The organism is Fulvivirga ulvae (assembly GCF_021389975.1).
Lineage (GTDB): Bacteria > Bacteroidota > Bacteroidia > Cytophagales > Cyclobacteriaceae > Fulvivirga > Fulvivirga ulvae.
This window is the reverse complement of sequence record NZ_CP089981.1, coordinates 5932979-5955820: the sequence shown is the minus strand read 5'-3', so window position 1 is coordinate 5955820 and position 22842 is coordinate 5932979. Positions and strand designations below refer to the sequence as shown.

Annotated in this window: 8 protein-coding genes; 4 read left to right on the top strand and 4 right to left on the bottom strand. The window is 46.4% G+C overall.

What is annotated here, in order from left to right; genetic code table 11:
• Positions 1-34: 34 nt before the first annotated feature.
• Positions 35-15151 carry a PKD domain-containing protein gene (locus LVD17_RS24925; protein WP_233762482.1) on the top strand — a complete coding sequence of 5039 codons (15117 nt, stop codon included), beginning with the start codon at positions 35-37 and terminating at the stop codon, positions 15149-15151.
• A gap of 30 nt (positions 15152-15181) precedes the next feature.
• Here the strand turns inward: LVD17_RS24925 and LVD17_RS24920 are convergent, their stop codons facing one another.
• The 3 genes from LVD17_RS24920 to LVD17_RS24910 form a co-directional block, all read right to left on the bottom strand.
• Complete coding sequence (locus tag LVD17_RS24920) at positions 15182-15511, bottom strand: hypothetical protein (protein WP_233762480.1); 330 nt, start codon at positions 15509-15511, stop codon at positions 15182-15184.
• A 129-nt stretch (positions 15512-15640) separates the two neighbouring features.
• Complete coding sequence (locus tag LVD17_RS24915; RefSeq protein ID WP_233762478.1) at positions 15641-17575, bottom strand: PAS domain-containing hybrid sensor histidine kinase/response regulator; 1935 nt, start codon at positions 17573-17575, stop codon at positions 15641-15643.
• A 5-nt stretch (positions 17576-17580) separates the two neighbouring features.
• On the bottom strand, positions 17581-18942 hold the full coding sequence (locus LVD17_RS24910; RefSeq protein WP_233762476.1) for a sigma-54-dependent transcriptional regulator: 1362 nt from the start codon (positions 18940-18942) through the stop codon (positions 17581-17583).
• Between the two features lie 196 nt (positions 18943-19138).
• Here LVD17_RS24910 and LVD17_RS24905 point away from each other — a divergent pair, with 196 nt between their 5' ends.
• Both LVD17_RS24905 and LVD17_RS24900 read left to right on the top strand, forming a co-directional pair.
• Positions 19139-19603 (top strand): hypothetical protein, encoded by a 465-nt coding sequence (locus LVD17_RS24905; RefSeq protein WP_233762474.1) that lies wholly within the window; start codon positions 19139-19141, stop codon positions 19601-19603.
• Positions 19604-19608: 5 nt separating this feature from the next.
• Entirely contained in the window at positions 19609-20166 is a 558-nt protein-coding gene (locus LVD17_RS24900) for a rhomboid family intramembrane serine protease (protein WP_233762472.1), read from the top strand.
• Between the two features lie 224 nt (positions 20167-20390).
• Here LVD17_RS24900 and LVD17_RS24895 read toward each other — a convergent pair whose 3' ends face one another.
• The gene (locus LVD17_RS24895; protein WP_233762470.1) at positions 20391-21431 is read right to left on the bottom strand and encodes a hypothetical protein; all 1041 of its coding nucleotides are present in this window, start codon (positions 21429-21431) and stop codon (positions 20391-20393) included.
• 344 nt (positions 21432-21775) lie between these two features.
• Here LVD17_RS24895 and holA point away from each other — a divergent pair, with 344 nt between their 5' ends.
• A complete protein-coding gene (gene holA / locus LVD17_RS24890; RefSeq protein WP_233762468.1) occupies positions 21776-22798 on the top strand; it encodes a DNA polymerase III subunit delta in 1023 nt (340 codons plus the stop codon).
• The last annotated feature ends 44 nt before the right edge of the window (positions 22799-22842 follow it).

The window sequence follows — 22842 nt, the reverse complement described above, 5'->3', positions numbered from 1 at the left end:
AAAGTATTATATTACGAGTTTCAACAAAAGCCTCATGCTAAAAAACCAATCAAAAGCTTTTGCCTCAGAATTGGGCCAGCGTTATCATCTGCGTGGTTTTTTTGTATTAGCTTCTTTCTTGATTGCATTTCTGTTGAGTGGTAATTATCTGCATGCCCAGTGCGGCTTCTCCGGATTAAATGCCACTTATTGTGACAGTGATGCTGCCGTTACACTTTTGGAAACAACATCCGGAGGTACCTTTTCGGGGCCTGGAATTGTAGGAAATACTTTTGACCCTGCTTTAGCCGGGCCGGGGGCCCATACCATAGATTATGTAAATTATGACGTTTATACGGTCAATACATCAGGAACGTTTGATCCGTTTTTGTCGCTGGTTGGCTGGACAAAAGTTCCAAATGGGGCAGCAGGTGATTTACAGAACGATGATGACGAATTATCGGTTGCCGTAAATTTAGGGTTTACCTTCAGGTTTTTTGGTAATGACTATACACAACTCTACGCATCATCAAACGGTAACGTGGTTTTTACATCATATGTAGAAAATAGCTATTGGCGTACTTCTATAGCTGCTGCATCCGATCCCAATAATATGATTGCCATATTACGGACAAACCTTGACCCATCAAATAGCACAACTGACAGAATAAAATATAGAGTTGAAGGCTCTGCTCCAAACAGAGTATTTATTCTATACTATGAAAATCTGGAGAGGTTTGGTACAGGCGATATTGTAACTACACAATTAAAACTGTTTGAAACTACCAACATTATTGAAATCCATACTACTGAGAATAATGCTTCTCTTCCCACTGAAACCAGTTTACAAGGTGTTGAGAACGCAACCGGAACAATTGGGTATACAGTGCCAGGTCGTAATGATGAATTTTGGACTGCAACAAATGATTTTGTTTCCTTTATACCATGTACTGACTCACAGATGGTTACTGTTTATGAGCAGCCTGTGGCCGATGCAGGCAGTGGCGGCAGTGTATGTGGTAAAGATGGAGGTAACCCGTTCACTTTTACAGGCGTTTCGAGCGTAGGAACAGGAACATGGACCCAGCAAAGCGGTCCAGGTATCAGCAGTTTTGGGGATGCCAATGTAGCAACCACAACGGTAACCGCAGACACGTATGGCAGCTATGTTTACCGGTGGACCGAAGTGAATAATGGTTGTACTGACTTTGATGAAATTACAGTAACGTATTACGAACCGACATTAGCCGAAGCCGGTCCTGCAACAGCAGAGGAATGCGACCTGAGCATCAACCTTTCAGGAGTACAAAGTATCCCTGGCAGTTCAGCGAGCTGGAGTGTAGTCGCCGGCAATGCAGCCGATATCACCTTCAGCAATGCAACCATCTTCAACCCGACTGCCACATCCACGGCTTATGGCACTTACACCTTCCGCTTAACGGAGACCAACGGTGTGTGCAGCTCAACAGACGATATTACGGTCACCTACACCGAGCAGCCTGTGGCCGGTGCAGGCATTGGCGGCAGCGTATGTGGTAAAGATGGAGGTAACCCGTTCACTTTTACAGGCGTTTCGAGCGTAGGAACAGGAACATGGACCCAGCAAAGCGGTCCAGGTATCAGCAGTTTTGGAGATGCCAATGTAGCAACCACAACGGTAACCGCAGACACGTATGGCAGCTATGTTTACCGGTGGACCGAAGTGAATAATGGTTGTACTGACTTTGATGAAATTACAGTAACGTATTACGAACCGACATTAGCCGAAGCCGGTCCTGCAACAGCAGAGGAATGCGACCTGAGCATCAACCTTTCAGGAGTACAAAGTATCCCTGGCAGTTCAGCGAGCTGGAGTGTAGTCGCCGGCAATGCAGCCGATATCACCTTCAGCAATGCAACCATCTTTAACCCGACTGCTACATCCACGGCTTATGGCACTTACACCTTCCGCTTAACGGAGACCAACGGTGTGTGCAGCTCAACAGACGATATTACGGTCACCTACACCGAGCAGCCTGTGGCCGATGCAGGCATTGGCGGCAGCGTATGTGGTAAAGATGGAGGTAACCCGTTCACTTTTACAGGCGTTTCGAGCGTAGGAACAGGAACATGGACCCAGCAAAGCGGTCCAGGTATCAGCAGTTTTGGAGATGCCAATGTAGCAACCACAACGGTAACTGCAGACACGTATGGCAGCTATGTTTACCGGTGGACCGAAGTGAATAATGGTTGTACTGACTTTGATGAAATTACAGTAACGTATTACGAACCGACATTAGCCGAAGCCGGTCCTGCGACAGCAGAGGAATGCGACCTGAGCATCAACCTTTCAGGAGTACAAAGTATCCCTGGCAGTTCAGCGAGCTGGAGTGTAGTCGCCGGCAATGCAGCCGATATCACCTTCAGCAATGCAACCATCTTTAATCCGACTGCAAACAGCACTACTTATGGCACTTACACCTTTCGCTTAACGGAGACCAACGGTGCGTGCAGCTCAACAGACGATATTACAGTTACCTACACCGATCAGCCTGTGGCCGATGCAGGCAGTGGCGGCAGTGTATGTGGTAAAGATGGAGGTAACCCGTTCATTTTTACAGGCGTTTCGAGCGTAGGAACAGGAACATGGATCCAGCAAAGCGGTCCAGGTATCAGCAGTTTTGGGGATGCCAATGTAGCAACCACAACGGTAACCGCAGACACGTATGGCAGCTATGTTTACCGGTGGACCGAAGTGAATAATGGTTGTACTGACTTTGATGAAATTACAGTAACGTATTACGAACCGACATTAGCCGAAGCCGGCCCTGCAACAGCAGAGGAATGTGACCTGAGCATCAACCTTTCAGGAGTACAAAGTATCCCTGGCAGTTCAGCGAGTTGGAGTATAGTCGCCGGCAATGCAGCCGATATCACCTTCAGCAATGCTACTATCTTCAATCCGACTGCCACATCTACGGCTTATGGCACTTACAGCTTCCGCTTAACGGAGACCAACGGTGTGTGCAGCTCAACAGACGATATTACAGTTACCTATACCGAGCAGCCTGTGGCCGATGCAGGTAGCGGTGGCAGCGAATGTGACCTTGACTTCACCTTCAATGCCAGCCTGAACACCCCAGGCACGGGCATCTGGACGAAGGTAAGTGGTCCTGCAGGAGAGAGCTATGATGATGCTACCCTTGAGGGTGCCACCGTTACGGTGACGACCTATGGCAGTTATGTATTCCGCTGGACTGAGACGAATGGAGGATGCAGCTCCTTTGCCGATGTTACCGTAAACTTCCATGACCAGCCGGTAGCCGAAGCCGGTCCTGCGACAGCAGAGGAATGCGACCTGAGCATCAACCTTTCAGGAGTACAAAGTATCCCTGGCAGTTCAGCGAGCTGGAGTGTAGTCGCCGGCAATGCAGCCGATATCACCTTCAGCAATGCAACCATCTTTAACCCGACTGCTACCAGCACTACCTATGGCACTTACACCTTCCGCTTAACGGAGACCAACGGTGTGTGCAGCTCAACAGACGATATTACGGTCACCTACACCGAGCAGCCTGTGGCCGATGCAGGTAGCGGCGGCAGCGAATGTGACCTTGACTTCACCTTCAATGCCAGCCTGAGCACCACTGGCACGGGCATCTGGACGAAGGTAAGTGGTCCTGCAGGAGAGAGTTATGATGATGCCACCCTTGAGGGTGCCACCGTTACGGTGACGACCTATGGCAGTTATGTATTCCGCTGGACTGAGACGAATGGAGGATGCAGCTCCTTTGCCGATGTCACCGTAAACTTCCATGACCAGCCGGTAGCCGAAGCCGGTCCTGCGACAGCAGAGGAATGCGACCTGAGCATCAACCTTTCAGGAGTACAAAGTATCCCTGGCAGTTCAGCGAGTTGGAGTGTAGTCGCCGGCAATGCAGCCGATATCACCTTCAGCAATGCAACCATCTTCAACCCGACTGCTACATCCACGGCTTATGGCACTTACACCTTCCGCTTAACGGAGACCAACGGTGTGTGCAGCTCAACAGACGATATTACAGTTACCTACACCGAGCAGCCTGTGGCCGATGCAGGTAGCGGCGGCAGCGAATGTGACCTTGACTTCACCTTCAATGCCAGCCTGAGCACCACTGGCACGGGCATCTGGACGAAGGTAAGTGGTCCTGCAGGAGAGAGTTATGATGATGCCACCCTTGAGGGTGCCACCGTTACGGTGACGACCTATGGCAGTTATGTATTCCGCTGGACTGAGACGAATGGAGGATGCAGCTCCTTTGCCGATGTCACCGTAAACTTCCATGACCAGCCGGTAGCCGAAGCCGGTCCTGCGACAGCAGAGGAATGCGACCTGAGCATCCAGTTACTGGGAGTACAAAGTATCCCTGGCAGTTCAGCGAGCTGGAGTGTAGTCGCCGGCAATGCCGCCGATATCACCTTCAGCAATGCAACCATCTTCAACCCGACTGCTACATCCACGGCTTACGGTACCTACACCTTCCGCTTAACGGAGACCAACGGTGTGTGCAGCTCAACAGACGATATTACAGTTACCTATACCGAGCAGCCTGTGGCCGATGCAGGTAGCGGTGGCAGCGAATGTGACCTTGACTTCACCTTCAATGCCAGCCTGAGCACCCCAGGCACGGGCATCTGGACGAAGGTAAGTGGTCCTGCAGGAGAGAGCTATGATGATGCTACCCTTGAGGGTGCCACCGTTACGGTGACGACCTATGGCAGTTATGTATTCCGCTGGACTGAGACGAATGGAGGATGCAGCTCCTTTGCCGATGTTACCGTAAACTTCCATGACCAGCCGGTAGCCGAAGCCGGTCCTGCGACAGCAGAGGAATGCGACCTGAGCATCAACCTTTCAGGAGTACAAAGTATCCCTGGCAGTTCCGCGAGCTGGAGTGTAATCGCCGGCAACGCAGCCGATATCACCTTCAGCAATGCAACCATCTTCAACCCGACTGCTACATCCACGGCTTACGGTACCTACACCTTCCGCTTAACGGAGACCAACGGTGTGTGCAGCTCAACAGACGATATTACAGTTACCTATACCGAGCAGCCGGTGGCCGATGCAGGTAGCGGTGGCAGCGAATGTGACCTTGACTTCACCTTCAATGCCAGCCTGAGCACCCCAGGCACGGGCATCTGGACGAAGGTAAGTGGTCCTGCAGGAGAGAGCTATGATGATGCTACCCTTGAGGGTGCCACCGTTACGGTGACGACCTATGGCAGTTATGTATTCCGCTGGACTGAGACGAATGGAGGATGCAGCTCCTTTGCCGATGTTACCGTAAACTTCCATGACCAGCCGGTAGCCGAAGCCGGTCCTGCGACAGCAGAGGAATGCGACCTGAGCATCAACCTTTCAGGAGTACAAAGTATCCCTGGCAGTTCCGCGAGCTGGAGTGTAGTCGCCGGCAATGCAGCCGATATCACCTTCAGCAATGCAACCATCTTCAACCCGACTGCTACATCCACGGCTTACGGTACCTACACCTTCCGCTTAACGGAGACCAACGGTGTGTGCAGCTCAACAGACGATATTACAGTTACCTATACCGAGCAGCCGGTGGCCGATGCAGGTAGCGGTGGCAGCGAATGTGACCTTGACTTCACCTTCAATGCCAGCCTGAGCACCCCAGGCACGGGCATCTGGACGAAGGTAAGTGGTCCTGCAGGAGAGAGCTATGATGATGCTACCCTTGAGGGTGCCACCGTTACGGTGACGACCTATGGCAGTTATGTATTCCGCTGGACTGAGACGAATGGAGGATGCAGTTCCTTTGCCGATGTCACCGTAAACTTCCATGACCAGCCGGTAGCCGAAGCCGGCCCTGCGACAGCAGAGGAATGCGACCTGAGCATCCAGTTACTGGGAGTACAAAGTATCCCTGGCAGTTCCGCGAGCTGGAGTGTAGTCGCCGGCAATGCCGCCGATATCACCTTCAGCAATGCAACCATCTTCAACCCGACTGCCACATCAACGGCTTATGGTACTTACACCTTCCGCTTAACGGAGACCAACGGTGTGTGCAGCTCAACAGACGATATTACGGTCACCTACACCGAGCAGCCGGTGGCCGATGCAGGTAGTGGTGGCAGCGAATGTGACCTTGACTTCACCTTCAATGCCAGCCTGAGCACTACAGGCACGGGTATCTGGACGAAGGTAAGTGGTCCTGCAGGAGAGAGCTATGATGATGCTACCCTTGAGGGTGCCACCGTTACGGTGACGACCTATGGCAGTTATGTATTCCGCTGGACTGAGACTAACGGAGGATGCAGCTCCTTTGCCGATGTCACCGTAAACTTCCATGACCAGCCGGTAGCCGAAGCCGGCCCTGCGACAGCAGAGGAATGCGACCTGAGCATCCAGTTACTGGGAGTACAAAGTATCCCTGGCAGTTCCGCGAGCTGGAGTGTAGTCGCCGGCAATGCCGCCGATATCACCTTCAGCAATGCAACCATCTTCAACCCGACTGCTACATCCACGGCTTACGGTACCTACACCTTCCGCTTAACGGAGACCAACGGTGTGTGCAGCTCAACAGACGATATTACAGTTACCTATACCGAGCAGCCGGTGGCCGATGCAGGTAGTGGTGGCAGCGAATGTGACCTTGACTTCACCTTCAATGCCAGCCTGAGCACCACAGGCACGGGTATCTGGACGAAGGTAAGTGGTCCTGCAGGAGAGAGCTATGATGATGCTACCCTTGAGGGTGCCACCGTTACGGTGACGGCCTATGGCAGTTATGTATTCCGCTGGACTGAGACTAACGGAGGGTGCAGCTCCTTTGCCGATGTCACCGTAAACTTCCATGACCAGCCAGTAGCCGAAGCCGGTCCTGCGACAGCAGAGGAATGCGACCTGAGCATCAACCTTTCAGGAGTACAAAGTATCCCTGGCAGTTCAGCGAGCTGGAGTGTAGTCGCCGGCAATGCCGCCGATATCACCTTCAGCAATGCAACCATCTTCAACCCGACTGCTACATCCACGGCTTATGGCACTTACACCTTCCGCTTAACGGAGACCAACGGTGTGTGCAGCTCAACAGACGATATTACAGTTACCTACACCGAGCAGCCGGTGGCCGATGCAGGTAGTGGTGGCAGCGAATGTGACCTTGACTTCACCTTCAATGCCAGCCTGAGCACTACAGGCACGGGTATCTGGACGAAGGTAAGTGGTCCTGCAGGAGAGAGCTATGATGATGCTACCCTTGAGGGTGCCACCGTTACGGTGACGACCTATGGCAGTTATGTATTCCGCTGGACTGAGACTAACGGAGGATGCAGCTCCTTTGCCGATGTCACCGTAAACTTCCATGACCAGCCGGTAGCCGAAGCCGGCCCTGCGACAGCAGAGGAATGCGACCTGAGCATCCAGTTACTGGGAGTACAAAGTATCCCTGGCAGTTCCGCGAGCTGGAGTGTAGTCGCCGGCAATGCCGCCGATATCACCTTCAGCAATGCAACCATCTTCAACCCGACTGCTACATCCACGGCTTACGGTACCTATACCTTCCGCTTAACGGAGACCAACGGTGTGTGCAGCTCAACAGACGATATTACGGTCACCTACACCGAGCAGCCGGTGGCCGATGCAGGTAGCGGTGGCAGCGAATGTGACCTTGACTTCACCTTCAATGCCAGCCTGAGCACCCCAGGCACGGGTATCTGGACGAAGGTAAGTGGTCCTGCAGGAGAGAGCTATGATGATGCTACCCTTGAGGGTGCCACCGTTACGGTGACGACCTATGGCAGTTATGTATTCCGCTGGACTGAGACGAATGGAGGATGCAGCTCCTTTGCCGATGTCACCGTAAACTTCCATGACCAGCCGGTAGCCGAAGCCGGCCCTGCGACAGCAGAGGAATGCGACCTTTCCATCCAGTTACTGGGAGTACAAAGCAAACCCGGTAGCACTGCCAGCTGGAGTGTAGTCGCCGGCAATGCCGCCGATATCACCTTCAGCAATGCAACCATCTTCAACCCGACTGCCACATCAACGGCTTACGGTACCTACACCTTCCGCTTAACGGAGACCAACGGTGTGTGCAGCTCAACAGACGATATTACAGTTACCTACACCGAGCAGCCGGTGGCCGATGCAGGTAGCGGTGGCAGCGAATGTGACCTTGACTTCACCTTCAATGCCAGCCTGAGCACCCCAGGCACGGGCATCTGGACGAAGGTAAGTGGTCCTGCAGGAGAGAGCTATGATGATGCTACCCTTGAGGGTGCCACCGTTACGGTGACGACCTATGGCAGTTATGTATTCCGCTGGACTGAGACGAATGGAGGATGCAGCTCCTTTGCCGATGTCACGGTAAACTTCCATGACCAGCCGGTAGCCGAAGCCGGTCCTGCAACAGCAGAGGAATGTGACCTTTCCATCCAGTTACTGGGAGTACAAAGCAAACCCGGTAGCACTGCCAGCTGGAGTGTAGTCGCCGGCAATGCCGCCGATATCACCTTCAGCAATGCAACCATCTTCAACCCGACTGCTACATCCACGGCTTACGGTACCTACACCTTCCGCTTAACGGAGACCAACGGTGTGTGCAGCTCAACAGACGATATTACGGTCACCTACACCGAGCAGCCGGTGGCCGATGCAGGTAGCGGTGGCAGCGAATGTGACCTTGACTTCACCTTCAATGCCAGCCTGAGCACCCCAGGCACGGGTATCTGGACGAAGGTAAGTGGTCCTGCAGGAGAGAGTTATGATGATGCTACCCTTGAGGGTGCCACTGTTACGGTGACGGCCTATGGCAGTTATGTATTCCGCTGGACTGAGACGAACGGAGGATGCAGCTCCTTTGCCGATGTTACCGTAAACTTCCATGACCAGCCGGTAGCCGAAGCCGGTCCTGCGACAGCAGAGGAATGCGACCTGAGCATCAACCTTTCAGGAGTACAAAGTATCCCTGGCAGTTCAGCGAGCTGGAGTGTAGTCGCCGGCAATGCCGCCGATATCACCTTCAGCAATGCAACCATCTTCAACCCGACTGCTACATCCACGGCTTACGGTACCTACACCTTCCGCTTAACGGAGACCAACGGTGTGTGCAGCTCAACAGACGACATTACAGTCACCTACACCGAGCAGCCGGTGGCCGATGCAGGTAGCGGTGGCAGCGAATGTGACCTTGACTTCACCTTCAATGCCAGCCTGAGCACCCCAGGCACGGGTATCTGGACGAAGGTAAGTGGTCCTGCAGGAGAGAGCTATGATGATGCTACCCTTGAGGGTGCCACCGTTACGGTGACGACCTATGGCAGTTATGTATTCCGCTGGACTGAGACGAATGGAGGATGCAGCTCCTTTGCCGATGTTACCGTAAACTTCCATGACCAGCCGGTAGCCGAAGCCGGTCCTGCGACAGCAGAGGAATGCGACCTGAGCATCAACCTTTCAGGAGTACAAAGTATCCCTGGCAGTTCCGCGAGCTGGAGTGTAATCGCCGGCAACGCAGCCGATATCACCTTCAGCAATGCAACCATCTTTAACCCGACTGCTACCAGCACTACCTATGGCACCTATACCTTCCGCTTAACGGAGACCAACGGTGTGTGCAGCTCAACAGACGATATTACAGTTACCTACACCGAGCAGCCGGTGGCCGATGCAGGTAGCGGTGGCAGCGAATGTGACCTTGACTTCACCTTCAATGCCAGCCTGAGCACCCCAGGCACGGGCATCTGGACGAAGGTAAGTGGTCCTGCAGGAGAGAGCTATGATGATGCTACCCTTGAGGGTGCCACCGTTACGGTGACGACCTATGGCAGTTATGTATTCCGCTGGACTGAGACGAATGGAGGATGCAGTTCCTTTGCCGATGTCACCGTAAACTTCCATGACCAGCCGGTAGCCGAAGCCGGCCCTGCGACAGCAGAGGAATGCGACCTGAGCATCCAGTTACTGGGAGTACAAAGTATCCCTGGCAGTTCCGCGAGCTGGAGTGTAGTCGCCGGCAATGCCGCCGATATCACCTTCAGCAATGCAACCATCTTCAACCCGACTGCTACCAGCACTACCTATGGCACTTACACCTTCCGCTTAACGGAGACCAACGGTGTGTGCAGCTCAACAGACGATATTACGGTCACCTACACCGAGCAGCCGGTGGCCGATGCAGGTAGTGGTGGCAGCGAATGTGACCTTGACTTCACCTTCAATGCCAGCCTGAGCACTACAGGCACGGGTATCTGGACGAAGGTAAGTGGTCCTGCAGGAGAGAGCTATGATGATGCTACCCTTGAGGGTGCCACCGTTACGGTGACGGCCTATGGCAGTTATGTATTCCGCTGGACTGAGACTAACGGAGGATGCAGCTCCTTTGCCGATGTCACCGTAAACTTCCATGACCAGCCGGTAGCCGAAGCCGGTCCTGCAACAGCAGAGGAATGCGACCTGAGCATCAACCTTTCAGGAGTACAAAGCAAACCCGGTAGCACTGCCAGCTGGAGTGTAGTCGCCGGCAATGCAGCCGATATCACCTTTAGCAATGCAACCATCTTCAACCCGACTGCCACATCAACGGCTTATGGTACTTACACCTTCCGCTTAACGGAGACCAACGGTGTGTGCAGCTCAACAGACGATATTACAGTTACCTACACCGAGCAGCCGGTGGCCGATGCAGGTAGTGGTGGCAGCGAATGTGACCTTGACTTCACCTTCAATGCCAGCCTGAGCACTACAGGCACGGGTATCTGGACGAAGGTAAGTGGTCCTGCAGGAGAGAGCTATGATGATGCTACCCTTGAGGGTGCCACCGTTACGGTGACGACCTATGGCAGTTATGTATTCCGCTGGACTGAGACTAACGGAGGATGCAGCTCCTTTGCCGATGTCACCGTAAACTTCCATGACCAGCCGGTAGCCGAAGCCGGCCCTGCGACAGCAGAGGAATGCGACCTGAGCATCCAGTTACTGGGAGTACAAAGTATCCCTGGCAGTTCCGCGAGCTGGAGTGTAGTCGCCGGCAACGCAGCCGATATCACCTTCAGCAATGCAACCATCTTCAATCCGACTGCTACCAGCACTACCTATGGCACTTACACCTTCCGCTTAACGGAGACCAACGGTGTGTGCAGCTCAACAGACGATATTACGGTCACCTACACAGAGCAGCCTGTGGCCGATGCAGGTAGCGGTGGCGATGTTTGTGGGAAGGATATTGGTAACGCTTTTGTATTTACTGCTGTAGCCAGTAGTGGTACAGGCACATGGACTCAGCAAAGTGGTCCTGGTATTTCAGTTTTTGCGGATGTCAATTTAGCAACAACCTCTGTTTCAGTAGATACTTATGGAACATACACCTACCGATGGACAGAAAATAATGGCGTATGTTCAGATTTTGATGAAGTGACTGTAAGGTTTTATGAGCCAACAGTGGCAGACGCGGACAGGGGTAATGGTTCACCCTATGATGAGTGCGATCAGACATTTTTACTAGACGCAGTGCCAAGCGTATCAGGAAGTAATGGCGCGTGGTCAATGTTAAGTGGGGCAGGCATAGCTACTTTTACAAACAGCACAAGTCCAACTACTCAGGTAACGGTTAGTGCATATGGTAATTATGTATTCCGTTGGACAGAATCTAATGGCATTTGCGTTAGCAGTGATGATGTTGAAGTAAACTTCTATTTACAGCCGGTAGCCAATGCCGGTTCGGGCGGCAGCGAATGTGATCTTGACTTTGTCTTTAATGCTTCGCCTAGTATCGGAAATGGATTATGGTCACAAACGAGTGGTCCTGGTATCTCGTCATTCGTTGATGCCAGTAATTCCGCCACAAGTGTTTCGGTGGATACTTATGGTACATATGTGTATCGCTGGACGGAGAATAATAACGGATGCATCGATTATGATGAGATTACTGTGAGTTATAATCAGTCACCTACCGTGGTGAGCGTGGCTGATAATGGTACGGTTCTTTGTGAGCCAGCCACTATCAGCCTTAGTGGTCAAATTGGTGGCGGGGCAACTACAGGTAGCTGGAGCTTAATATCAGGAGGGACTGGTACTCTCAGTGCGAGTAGTCTTACCGCAACTACCGTAACAGCCACTTATATTGTTTCTCCAAACGAATATGGGCCGCTGGTTTTCAGACTAACAACTGATGATGCTGATGGAGCGGGTCCTTGTACAGCAGATTTTGCAGAAACAACGATAACGGTCAATCAGAAGGCGCAGGTATTTGCCGGATCCGATTTTGAAATTTGTGAAGATGAAGAGGCAACGATCAGTGGTACAATAGGAGGTGCAGCAGCTTCTGCAACGTGGAGTGGGGGAGCTGGTACATTTGGAGATATCAATAGTCTTACTACTACCTATGCCCCAACGATAGCTGAAATTAATGCAGGATTTGTGATTCTTACTCTCACCACTAATGATCCTGATGCCACCGGACCTTGTACTCAGGAGAGTGATGATGTCCGGGTAACTATTAACAAACTACCTGAAGTGGCTCTTACAGGCTTGAATTCTGTTTATGCTGAAAATGATGCTCCTGTAGAGATGGAGGGGTTCCCTTCAGGCGGAACATATACCGGTCCGGGAGTCAACTCAGGTACTAATATATTTGACCCCTCTAACGCAAATATTGGTAGCGGAACGCCTAACCTGATTGTATATGAATATATGCATCCAATTACAGGGTGTGTTAATTCTGATACTGTGGAGGTTTTGGTCAATGCAGCGACCACTATCAATTTTACTGTTGATGGAGCTACAATTGACAACAATACGGGCAATCAGCAAATTTGTGCAGAGCAGGGTCTGGTACGGTTATTTGGCAGTCCTTCAGCATCTACAGGTTTGTCGCCAACTAACTTCACCAGTACTACACCAGGTTTGATAACACAATCCGGAGGGCAATACTACATTCAAACAGATGGTTTTGGACTTGTGTCCGACACGGTCAATATAAAATATACTTATACCAACTCTGATAATGTTACCACCATTATATTTAAGGATGTTATCATTTTTGGTAGCCCTGTTGCTGACATATTTGTTACCAATTCTTGCATAGAGGATGTCATTACGTTTACTGATAATACTTCGGTACCTTCATCAACTTCACTATTGAGTTGGGTTTGGGACTTTGGAGATGGAACATTCAGTAATCAACAAAATCCTACACATACTTATGAAGATCCGGGAATATATACTGTTAAATTAACAGCAACAACAGTTCAGGGATGTTCAGATCAGACTACGCAGGTGGTAAGAGTTGGAGAAGTTCCCATGGTAAATTTTGACAGATCTGAAATTTGTAACGGTGACGCAACAGAGTTCCGTGACTTATCAGACGCCGGGTCTATCAGTACGATAATTAATCATACCTGGGATTTTGGAGATGGTGAAGTGATCACCGGACCATCCAATGATGCAGTTCCACCAGGAACACACGGAGGAAGGACCACGGGTACTTATAAGGATCCGTTTCATGAATATATTAATGTGGGTAATTATGATGTTACCTTAACTGTAGAAACAAATGATGGCTGCGTCAATGCGGTTACAAAAAGGGTGTTTATTTTACCATTTAATGTAATTACCATACTGCCGGAAACTGCTTATGAAGAAGATTTTGAAATTGATGCAGGTGGATGGGTAGCACAATCCAATGATGATGCGGTAGGAGATTCCAGCTGGGTTTGGAGTGTACCGAATGGTTCTGTAATTAATAGTCCTGGAAACAAGGCATGGTGGACAGGCGGTAATTCTGGTTCCTATTACCCATCGGAGGATTCTTATATCAACGGACCTTGTTTTGATATTTCTGGCCTAAACAGACCTATGCTGGCTATGGATATTTGGGTCGATACTCAAGAGGGATTTGATGGTGCTGTATTACAGTATTCGATAGATGGTGGTATAAGCTGGCAAAATATAGGAGCCATAAATGAGGGTATTAACTGGTATAATACGCAGGGTATTATCAGTCGACCAGGAGATAGGCCGGGTAATTTTAATGAAGGAGATCAGGGGTGGACTGGGCAAACCGGAGGATGGGTATCTGCAAGGTTTAGCCTGGATGAAATACCAGTGGGTGAAAGAGATCTTGTAAGATTAAGAATTGCTTTTGCCAGTGATGCCAACAACCCGCAGGGTACTGATCTAAATGGTTTTGCCTTTGATAATGTATTTGTGGGCAACAAAACAAGAACAGTATTGATTGAACATTTTGCAGATAGCGAACTGGAAATAAGTAATCAGGCGAGTGATCACTTTGAGCAAATCAAAATGAACCAGATAGTAGCCACCGGGGTTTCTGATTTCACATTATTAGAGTACCATATAGCCAATTCTGGTGGCGACCCATTTAATAAGGATAATCCCGGGGACCCAAGTGCTAGGTCGCTTTACTATGGTGTTTCACAGGCACCAAATGCAGTGCTTGGAGGTAATCAGTTTAATGGCAATCCATTCGAGATTTCTGCAATTGACATTGATAAGAGATCTTTGGAGGATCCGCTTTTTGAAATCTCCATAGACACACTTTCAAGTGAAGAAAAGACGCTGATCGCAGATGTAACTGTAGAGGCACTTACAACATTTTCTGAAGAGGTTACAGTTCATTTGGCACTTGTAGAAACGGAGATATCCCACGGCGGCAATGTTTATCATAATGTATTGAAGAAGCTACTGTTTGGTGGTAATGGTGAAAGTCTTGCTCTTAACTGGGTTCCTGGAACGACCAAAACATTAAGGGCTGAGTGGAACATTGGCATCCCTATTTACAATCCGGATAAGCTGGAATATATAGCATTCGTGCAGAATAAGACTACCAGGGAAGTATATGCAACGGCCACCACGGCAGCACCTCCGAAGGAGGCTGAAACTGTTACAGGTTTGGATAATGATCTTCTTTCTCAGGCAAAAAACATAAGTGTCTATCCAAATCCGGCTGATAGAGTATTAAATTTTGCCATTGCTGAAAAGGCTCTGGATACATACACATGGAAGATTGTGGATCAGAGAGGTGTAACGATGCAGGAAGGAAGAATGAAGTTTGATAAAGGCTTATACAGTGCCAATATTGAAAATCTGGCCAATGGTGTGTATTATGTAGTGATAGGTACGGATGATAAAGCTTTGATATACAGAAAGCTTGCTGTTATGAACAGGAAATGATTTAAATGAGCCATAATAATGGATTCATGCTTAATCCTCAATGGTTCTGTTAAGACCTATGATACAAGCCACTTCCTCAGCAATATTCATATCTTTTAACTTATGACATTGTTGTTTGACGATGTCTCTTGAAATATTAATTAGACTGAGGTTTTCTTTGATCTGCTGAGGGATTGAAGTTTCAGATCTTGAGTCATAAATGAGTAATTTTGGTTTTAGCCTCCAGTAAAGCAGGCATTCCTCCATGCTAAAGAAATTGAATACTTTATGTCGGGTTATTTTTTCAATGGCAAGACTCAACATATTCCGGTCATAGGAATCAGAGTCGATCAGGAAAATTACACCATCACGTTTTTTCATAGGGCTAACTATTTTAAAATAGCTTGCGCCAATAAATATGCCTGTAATAAAAAAAGCCCTGATTGAGGAATAGAGCCCTACTTAGTGATAGGAGTAATCCCAATATGGGAATATTGTTTCATATTGTGACTACAGATTATTAAGAGCCTTTTGAAGCTCCTTAAAAGCTAGCTGACACTTACTGGAAAGTGTGTTGACGAGAGCAGGGATTTCGTCCGTCTCGTAATTTTCTCTACCATTATCCTCTATTTTCTTTATTATAGGCTTAAGAGATTCAATTCCCATAAATGTAATTGAAGGTTTTAGTTTATGGGCTACATCGCCTACTTTATTCCAGGCCATCTTGCTGATCTGCTTTTGCATTTCATTAATGGCGGAAGGGGTGTTGGTGATGAAAGTTTCTATCATATCTCTCATAAATACCTTATCACCATCACAGACGTTGGTAAGGTAAGTGAGATCAGTTACTTTATCATGCGTGGCTTCTATGTATTCGTTTTCAATGGGCTGAAGTGGTTTTTCTTTAGCGAATTTGGTAATTACCTTATACAGATCTTCCGGCTGGAATGGTTTTGACAGGTAATCATTCATGCCCACTTCCATACATTTCTCGTTATCTCCTTTGATGGCGTTGGCGGTTAGAGCAATGATCGGAATATAACTTTTTGGTGGTTTTAGCCCTCTTCTTATATTTTTGGTTGCCTCATACCCGTCCATAACAGGCATTTGTATGTCCATCAGTATGATATCATAATCATTTGTCCTTAATCTTTCAAGTGCGATATAGCCATTTTCAGCACCATCTACTTCACATTGCCATTTTTTTAGAATGTTTAGGGCATATAACCGATTAATGTCGTTGTCTTCTACCAAAAGTACTTTTAAACCCTTAAAAGAATAGCGTGGAGTGGTCTTGGCTTTGGAAGACTGTGGCTGAACCAGATCCTTAATTTGTCCGGATTCATAGGGAATTACAAAAACGAATTTGGTGCCCTTGCTCTCCATACTTCTTACTTCAATGGTGCCGTTTTGTAATTCTACAAGTTGCTTGACGATAGAAAGGCCAAGGCCCGTTCCGCCATACCTGCGGGTAACACTTTCATCGGCCTGGGTAAAGCTTTCGAAGATATGATTAACCTTTTCTTTAGGTACACCTACACCGGTATCACTAACGGTAAATCTGATATAATGTGTCTTGTCTTCTTTGCGGTCCAGCTCAACCTTAACATTAATTTCGCCTATATGAGTGAATTTGACAGCATTACTGATGAGGTTAATAAGTATTTGGTTTAACCGTACCGGGTCTCCAAGCAATACTGTGTCAGCATTAGGGTCAATACTATATTTTAACTCTATCCCTTTTTCTTTACACTGAAATTGAAAAGTATCAATAACAGCGCTGAGCTGGTATTTTATGTTAAAACCAATTTTTTCCAGCTTTAATTTTCCTGATTCGATCACGGACAGATCCAGAATGTCATTAATAATTACCTTTAAGTTTTCTGTTGAGTTTTTAATGGCATTCAGGTAGCTTACCCTGTCTTCTTCGCTGGTAGCCTCTGTCAAAAGGTTGACCATTCCCGCTATTCCATTGATGGGCGTCCTTATCTCATGACTCATGTTGGCCAGAAATTGCTCTTTGGCCTTTTGCGCTCTGAGCAACTCTTCAGCATCTTTTTTGCGTTGCGTAATATCCCTGCAATCAAGAATAAGCCCTTCAAAACCCTCTTTGTGTTTTAAGTTTATAGAGTTAAACTCCAAATACTTGTAGGAACCGTCTTTGCACAAAAAACGGAATTCGATACTTTCATCATATGGTTTTGTGGTGCTTTTTTCGAACTCTGCCTTAAAGTTTCTCAGTGTTTCCGGCTCTACAAAATCAAAGAATATTTTACCGATCAGGCTGAAAGGTGCATGTCCGAGTGTTTCTTCCACGGACGGATTGTGATACAAAATGTTCCCATTGTAGTCTACGATAAAGATAATATCCGAACCATCCTCTACAACAGCTTTATAAAAGGCTCCTTTATTTACATAATCGGCCAGACTTTTTATTGCTTCCATTTACTTTACTTAACAGGTTCATCTTCCATTTCCTTCAGGTACCGATAAATGGTAGATTTACCGATATCAAGTTTATCTGCTACCTGTAGTACATTGTTATCATACTTGTCAAGGTAATACCTGATAATCTTAAAGGTGTAATCCCTGAGGGTCATTTCCTCAAACAGGAAATTTGTCTCTTTTGATACGCTGTTAAAACTAATGTCATCAGCATTTATTTCATTATCATTGGCCATAACAGCCGCCAATTCCATAATGGATTTCAGCTCACGTACATTGCCCGGGAAGGGATAACTAAGCAGTTTTTCCTGGGCTTCTCCGGATAGCCTCAGGATTGGCAAGTCATTTTCTTTGGCAAATGATTGTAGGAAATGTTTGGCCAGTATTACAATGTCATTACCACGATCGCGCAGAGGAGGGAGGTGAACGGGGAGCCCCAGTAACCTGTAATAAAGGTCTTCTCTGAAATTGCCTTTTTTTACTTCCTCCGCAAGATCGCGGTGAGTGGCTACAATTAGTCTGATATCTAGTTTAATAATTTCGTTACCACCGATTCTGGTCAGCTCACGCTCCTGTATTACCCGCAGGAGTTTAGCCTGCAGGTTCAGGTCCATTTCACCGATTTCGTCAAGAAAAATGGTGCCAGCCTCGGCTTCCTCAAACTTCCCGATACGTCTTGTATTGGCCCCAGTAAAAGCGCCTTTTTCATGACCGAAAAGTTCACTCTCCATAAGCTCTGACGGAATGGCGGCTATATTTACAGCCACAAAAGGTTTCTTTTTACGCTTTGAATTATAATGAATAGCTTTGGCTACCAACTCCTTTCCGGTTCCCGTTTCACCGGTAATAGAAACGGTTATATTGGTTTTTACAGCCTTTTCAAGCAAGGCGAATACCTTTTTTAATGCACCACTACTGCCAACAATACTTTTGTCAAACTCATACTTCTCTGAAATCTCCTGCTTAAGGTGGTCGATTTGTTTAACCAGAGATATATTTTGCCGCGCATTATTGATGGTGTTAAGCAGCCTGTTTTTGGTGTCTTCATCTTTTGTGATGTAATCATAGGCACCAAGTTTCAGGAGCTCCACAGCTGTGCCAATTTTTTCCTGCGCTGAAATAATTATGACCTGAATGTTATCGAAAGCTTTGATCTCAGCCAAAACCTTTTCTCCGGGCATGTCAGGCAGTGTATAGTCAAGGGTAATTATTGATGGTTTTTGGTACAGGTTATCCAGACAGTCTTTACCTGTTGAGAAGGTTGAAACTTCAAAGTCGGGATTAAGACTGAGCACATACTGCAAAAATTTGGTATAAGCAGGATCGTCTTCGACAATGAATATTTTAACCGGTTCCTGTTCGTACATACTGTTTTGGTTTTTAAGTTAGGTATCTAAAGATAATATAAGTATTTAATTAATAAGAAAGGTTCATTTTGAATACTTTGAAAAAATTATTCCTTACCTATTGATTTAACAAAAAGCTTCTTTTACTTTGAAATGCTAAGCCGGAAGGTTTTATAGAATAAATAACTATTTTAGTTGGTCCAAATTAATTTAAAGTATGATTGAAGAATTTAAAAACTTAACCCAGGAAGAGGTTGAAGTTATGTACAAGGTTCCAGTGCTGGTATCTATCTTAATAGCAGGGGCTGATAATGACATAGACAGGTCTGAAATAAAGCAGGCAGTGAGCCTTTCAAAAACCAAACAGACGAAGGCCAGAGAAGACCTTATCAACTACTATAAGGAAGCCGGCAAGGACTTTGAAGATAAAATGAAAGTAATGATCCAACAGTATCCTGTACGTGCTGAGGAAAGAAACCCACTCATTATCTCAGAATTGGAAAGACTGAATAGCATATTACCTAAGCTGGATAATAAGTTTGCTCAAGAGTTTTATAGCAGTATTAAAGACATCGCAAAAAAAATTGCTGAATCATCAGGTGGCCTGTTAGGATATATGGCTGTCGGGTATGAAGAGTCGAAGTTGATAGCTCTGGATATGGTTAAGGATCCTGCAAAATAGATATTATGTCGAATGGTCGTACCTTAATAGGAAGTGCGGTAGTACCTTTTAGATTTGTATTTCTCATGTGGCTATCTTTTGTGGTAGACTTTTTATTAGGGTACGACCTGACAGTTTTTGGCATTTGGCCAAGAACGCTCATGGGAGGTATTGGTATTATAACTGCTCCCTTGATCCACGCCAACTATATCCACCTGCTTTCCAATACCATTCCATTATTATTTTTAGGGGTGGTGTTATTCTATTCCTATTACAGAATTGCTTCCGGGGTTTTTCTGAGATGCTATTTTTTTACTAATCTGCTGGTATGGATTTTTGCAAGACCATCTTTCCATGTGGGAGCCAGTGGTTTGGTATATGGTATTGCGTCTTTTTTGATTTTTTACGGGTTCATGAGGAGGGATTTTAAATCCATTTTCATCTCATTGATTGTGCTTCTTGTATATGGATCCATTTTTTATGGAGTTTTGCCGGTCAATTCTCACGTTTCCTGGGAGTCACATTTGGCGGGTGCTATTGTCGGAATACTAACTGCTTATAGTTACAGGAAGGTTAAGGCGTGAGTGGTAGGTTTTATTGAGTAGCTTATCTAACAATAGTTTAAAGCCTTAAAGTACGCATTTTTACCCCCTAAGGATCTCGCTGAGTTCGCTTAACATACTGACGATTATTCTTCTTTTTCATAACGTTACTTTTTGTGTAACGCTGTTTCAGGACGGGACAAATAGACAAAAAAAGCCGCCTAAGTATTACTTAAGCGGCTTCTTTGATTTCTTTAAAATAAACCTTATGGCTGTACTTTTACATCAATTTCAATGTATCCGTCAGATCCGTCAGTTCCATTGATTTCTGTAACCCTGATCAAACCTTTTTTACCATAGTGGTCCACAAATTCGATGATATTACCTGCAGCTAATTGGTTTATTCTTTGTGATGTAGGCTTCGTAACAAAACTTAAGTCACCTGATACAGCAATTGCATCAAAATCAGCAGAGGTTTTGCTGGAAAGAGCAAAATATGCAGTATTTAAAGCATCGCTAGTGTTAGCTATAGTCTCAATATCAATTACACTGGATGGGTAATCATCTGTAGAGGCTAGAGAAGCTTTACCTGTTGCACCATAATAATATCCAAAATCCCAAAAGTCAACGTACTCTTCACCTTGATTAATTTTATAAACTTGGCCATCAAGAAGTGAAATAAAGGTTTCAGAACTTCCATCCGCTAATGGAGCATCGAGTAACTTGGCTGAGAATGACTTTACTTCAGCAGCCTCATTAGCACCACCATAATTTAGTGTAATTGTTCCAGGGCCTACGGCTAACCTTTGTGTTTGGTCTCTGTAATCACCACGGCCTGTAGTCGTCCATAATTCATAAACTACTGTACCTGACCCTACACCTGATGGAACAGGTAACGTAAGTTCATAAACAATTCCATTTGAATTGGCAGCTTCAATATCAATAGATCCATCAGCTTTTTTATCAACGTTTGCAGTAATTTCAAAAGGTTCATCTCCCTGTCCGCCAACGTTTTGTGTAATGTACAACCTTCTCATGCTTGCAGAGGTTGAAAGGAAGGTAACTCTTGCCTTTATCGTTGATTGTGTATTGGCATCAACGTTAACAGTAGCTGTAGTAGTATCCCCTGTAGCAGCTTCAGATAGTCTTAGTATCGCATCATATTCCGCGTTAGGGTCTACTGGTGTTATTTCATCGTTGTCATCACAACTGGCGAAAAACATCAGACCACTTAACAAGGTCATCATAAATCCTAGTTTCATAGTTTTTTTCATAATTTCAATTTTTGGTTCTTTAGTTATTGTCATACGCTTAATACATAAACTATACCAGTTTCTCGGTATAGGTAACTCCGTCGTATACGTATTTAAATGCGAAAGTATACAGTTTTGTTTTATTTATGTAGAGAAATTGACACAACTATTTTTTGATTTTTTTGTTATTCGACCAGCGGTTTTATCCGTCGATAATTAGCATTTTTTTTAATGGATCGTAACATCCTGTTATTCAAATTAATCACTACTACTTGCAGATTCCAAGGACCGTTTTTATCGAATCAATTTCGTTGATGTAATTCCCTCCATATTTATTTGCAGACTTTTAGTCATTACTAACTAATCTGCTATTTTTGCCTATCACACATTATTGATTTATGGCTGTAACTCCTGAAAGCGTACTTAAGGATTTAAAAAGTAAAAAATATGCCCCCGTTTATTTTCTTCAGGGAGATGAGACCTACTATATAGATATGATCTCAGGTTATATTGAGAATCATATACTGACCGAGAGCGAGAAGGGGTTTAACCAAACGATATTATATGGCCGGGATGTGAATATGAATACCATACTTACCAATGCCAGGCGTTTTCCTATGATGTCTGAAAGGCAGGTGGTAATAGTCAGGGAAGCTCAGACCGTTGGTGATATAAATAAGGAATCAGGACAGAAGCTGCTTACCGACTATATTCAGAATCCGGTACCTTCGACCATACTTGTTTTCTGCCATAAAAATAAAACTCTTGATAAGAGAAAGGCTCTTGGTAAGCTGATTGAAAAGCATGCAATTGCGCTTACTACAAAAAAGCTGTATGATAACCAGGTGCCGGTATGGGTGGAGAATTATATTAAAGACAAAGGTTTTGGAATAACACCAAAAGCAGTACAAATGCTGGCTGACTCTATAGGTAATGACCTGGAGCGTTTGGCCAATGAGGTTGATAAAATGCTTATTAACTTCAAAGAAAAAGTTCAGATCGATGAAGCCATTGTACAACGCTATGTGGGCATAAGTAAGGACTATAATGTATTTGAATTACAAAAGGCATTAATGACCAAGGATGTGGTCAAGGCTAATAAAATAGTTAACTACTTTGAGGCAAATGCCAAAAAGAACCCCATAATACCGATAGTGGCTATTTTATTTGCTTTCTACAGCAAGTTGTTAATGGCTTTTCATGCCAAAGACAAGTCCGAGAGAAACCTGGCCTCGGTGCTTAAGGTGAGCCCGTATTTTGTGAAAGACTACATTTATGCCATGAAAAACTACAGTCCAATGCAGGTAGTCAACAATATTCATTTTATCAGGCAGGCTGACCTGAAGTCCAAAGGGGTTGACAACATTTCTGCTACAGACGGGCAGATACTTAAAGAACTGGTATTTAAATTATTGCACTAGTATGCGGGCTTTAATGCCGTAGCCTAACTATTTTATTATAGCAG

Excerpts from the sequence above, each read along its gene's own strand:
- holA (WP_233762468.1), top strand. The coding sequence starts at position 21,776 with ATGGCTGTAACTCCTGAAAGCGTACTTAAGGATTTAAAAAGTAAAAAA.
- LVD17_RS24900 (WP_233762472.1), top strand. The coding sequence starts at position 19,609 with ATGTCGAATGGTCGTACCTTAATAGGAAGTGCGGTAGTACCTTTTAGA.
- LVD17_RS24915 (WP_233762478.1), bottom strand. The coding sequence starts at position 17,575 with ATGGAAGCAATAAAAAGTCTGGCCGATTATGTAAATAAAGGAGCCTTT.
- LVD17_RS24905 (WP_233762474.1), top strand. The coding sequence starts at position 19,139 with ATGATTGAAGAATTTAAAAACTTAACCCAGGAAGAGGTTGAAGTTATG.
- LVD17_RS24910 (WP_233762476.1), bottom strand. The coding sequence starts at position 18,942 with ATGTACGAACAGGAACCGGTTAAAATATTCATTGTCGAAGACGATCCT.
- LVD17_RS24895 (WP_233762470.1), bottom strand. The coding sequence starts at position 21,431 with ATGACAATAACTAAAGAACCAAAAATTGAAATTATGAAAAAAACTATG.
- LVD17_RS24920 (WP_233762480.1), bottom strand. The coding sequence starts at position 15,511 with ATGAAAAAACGTGATGGTGTAATTTTCCTGATCGACTCTGATTCCTAT.
- LVD17_RS24925 (WP_233762482.1), top strand. The coding sequence starts at position 35 with ATGCTAAAAAACCAATCAAAAGCTTTTGCCTCAGAATTGGGCCAGCGT.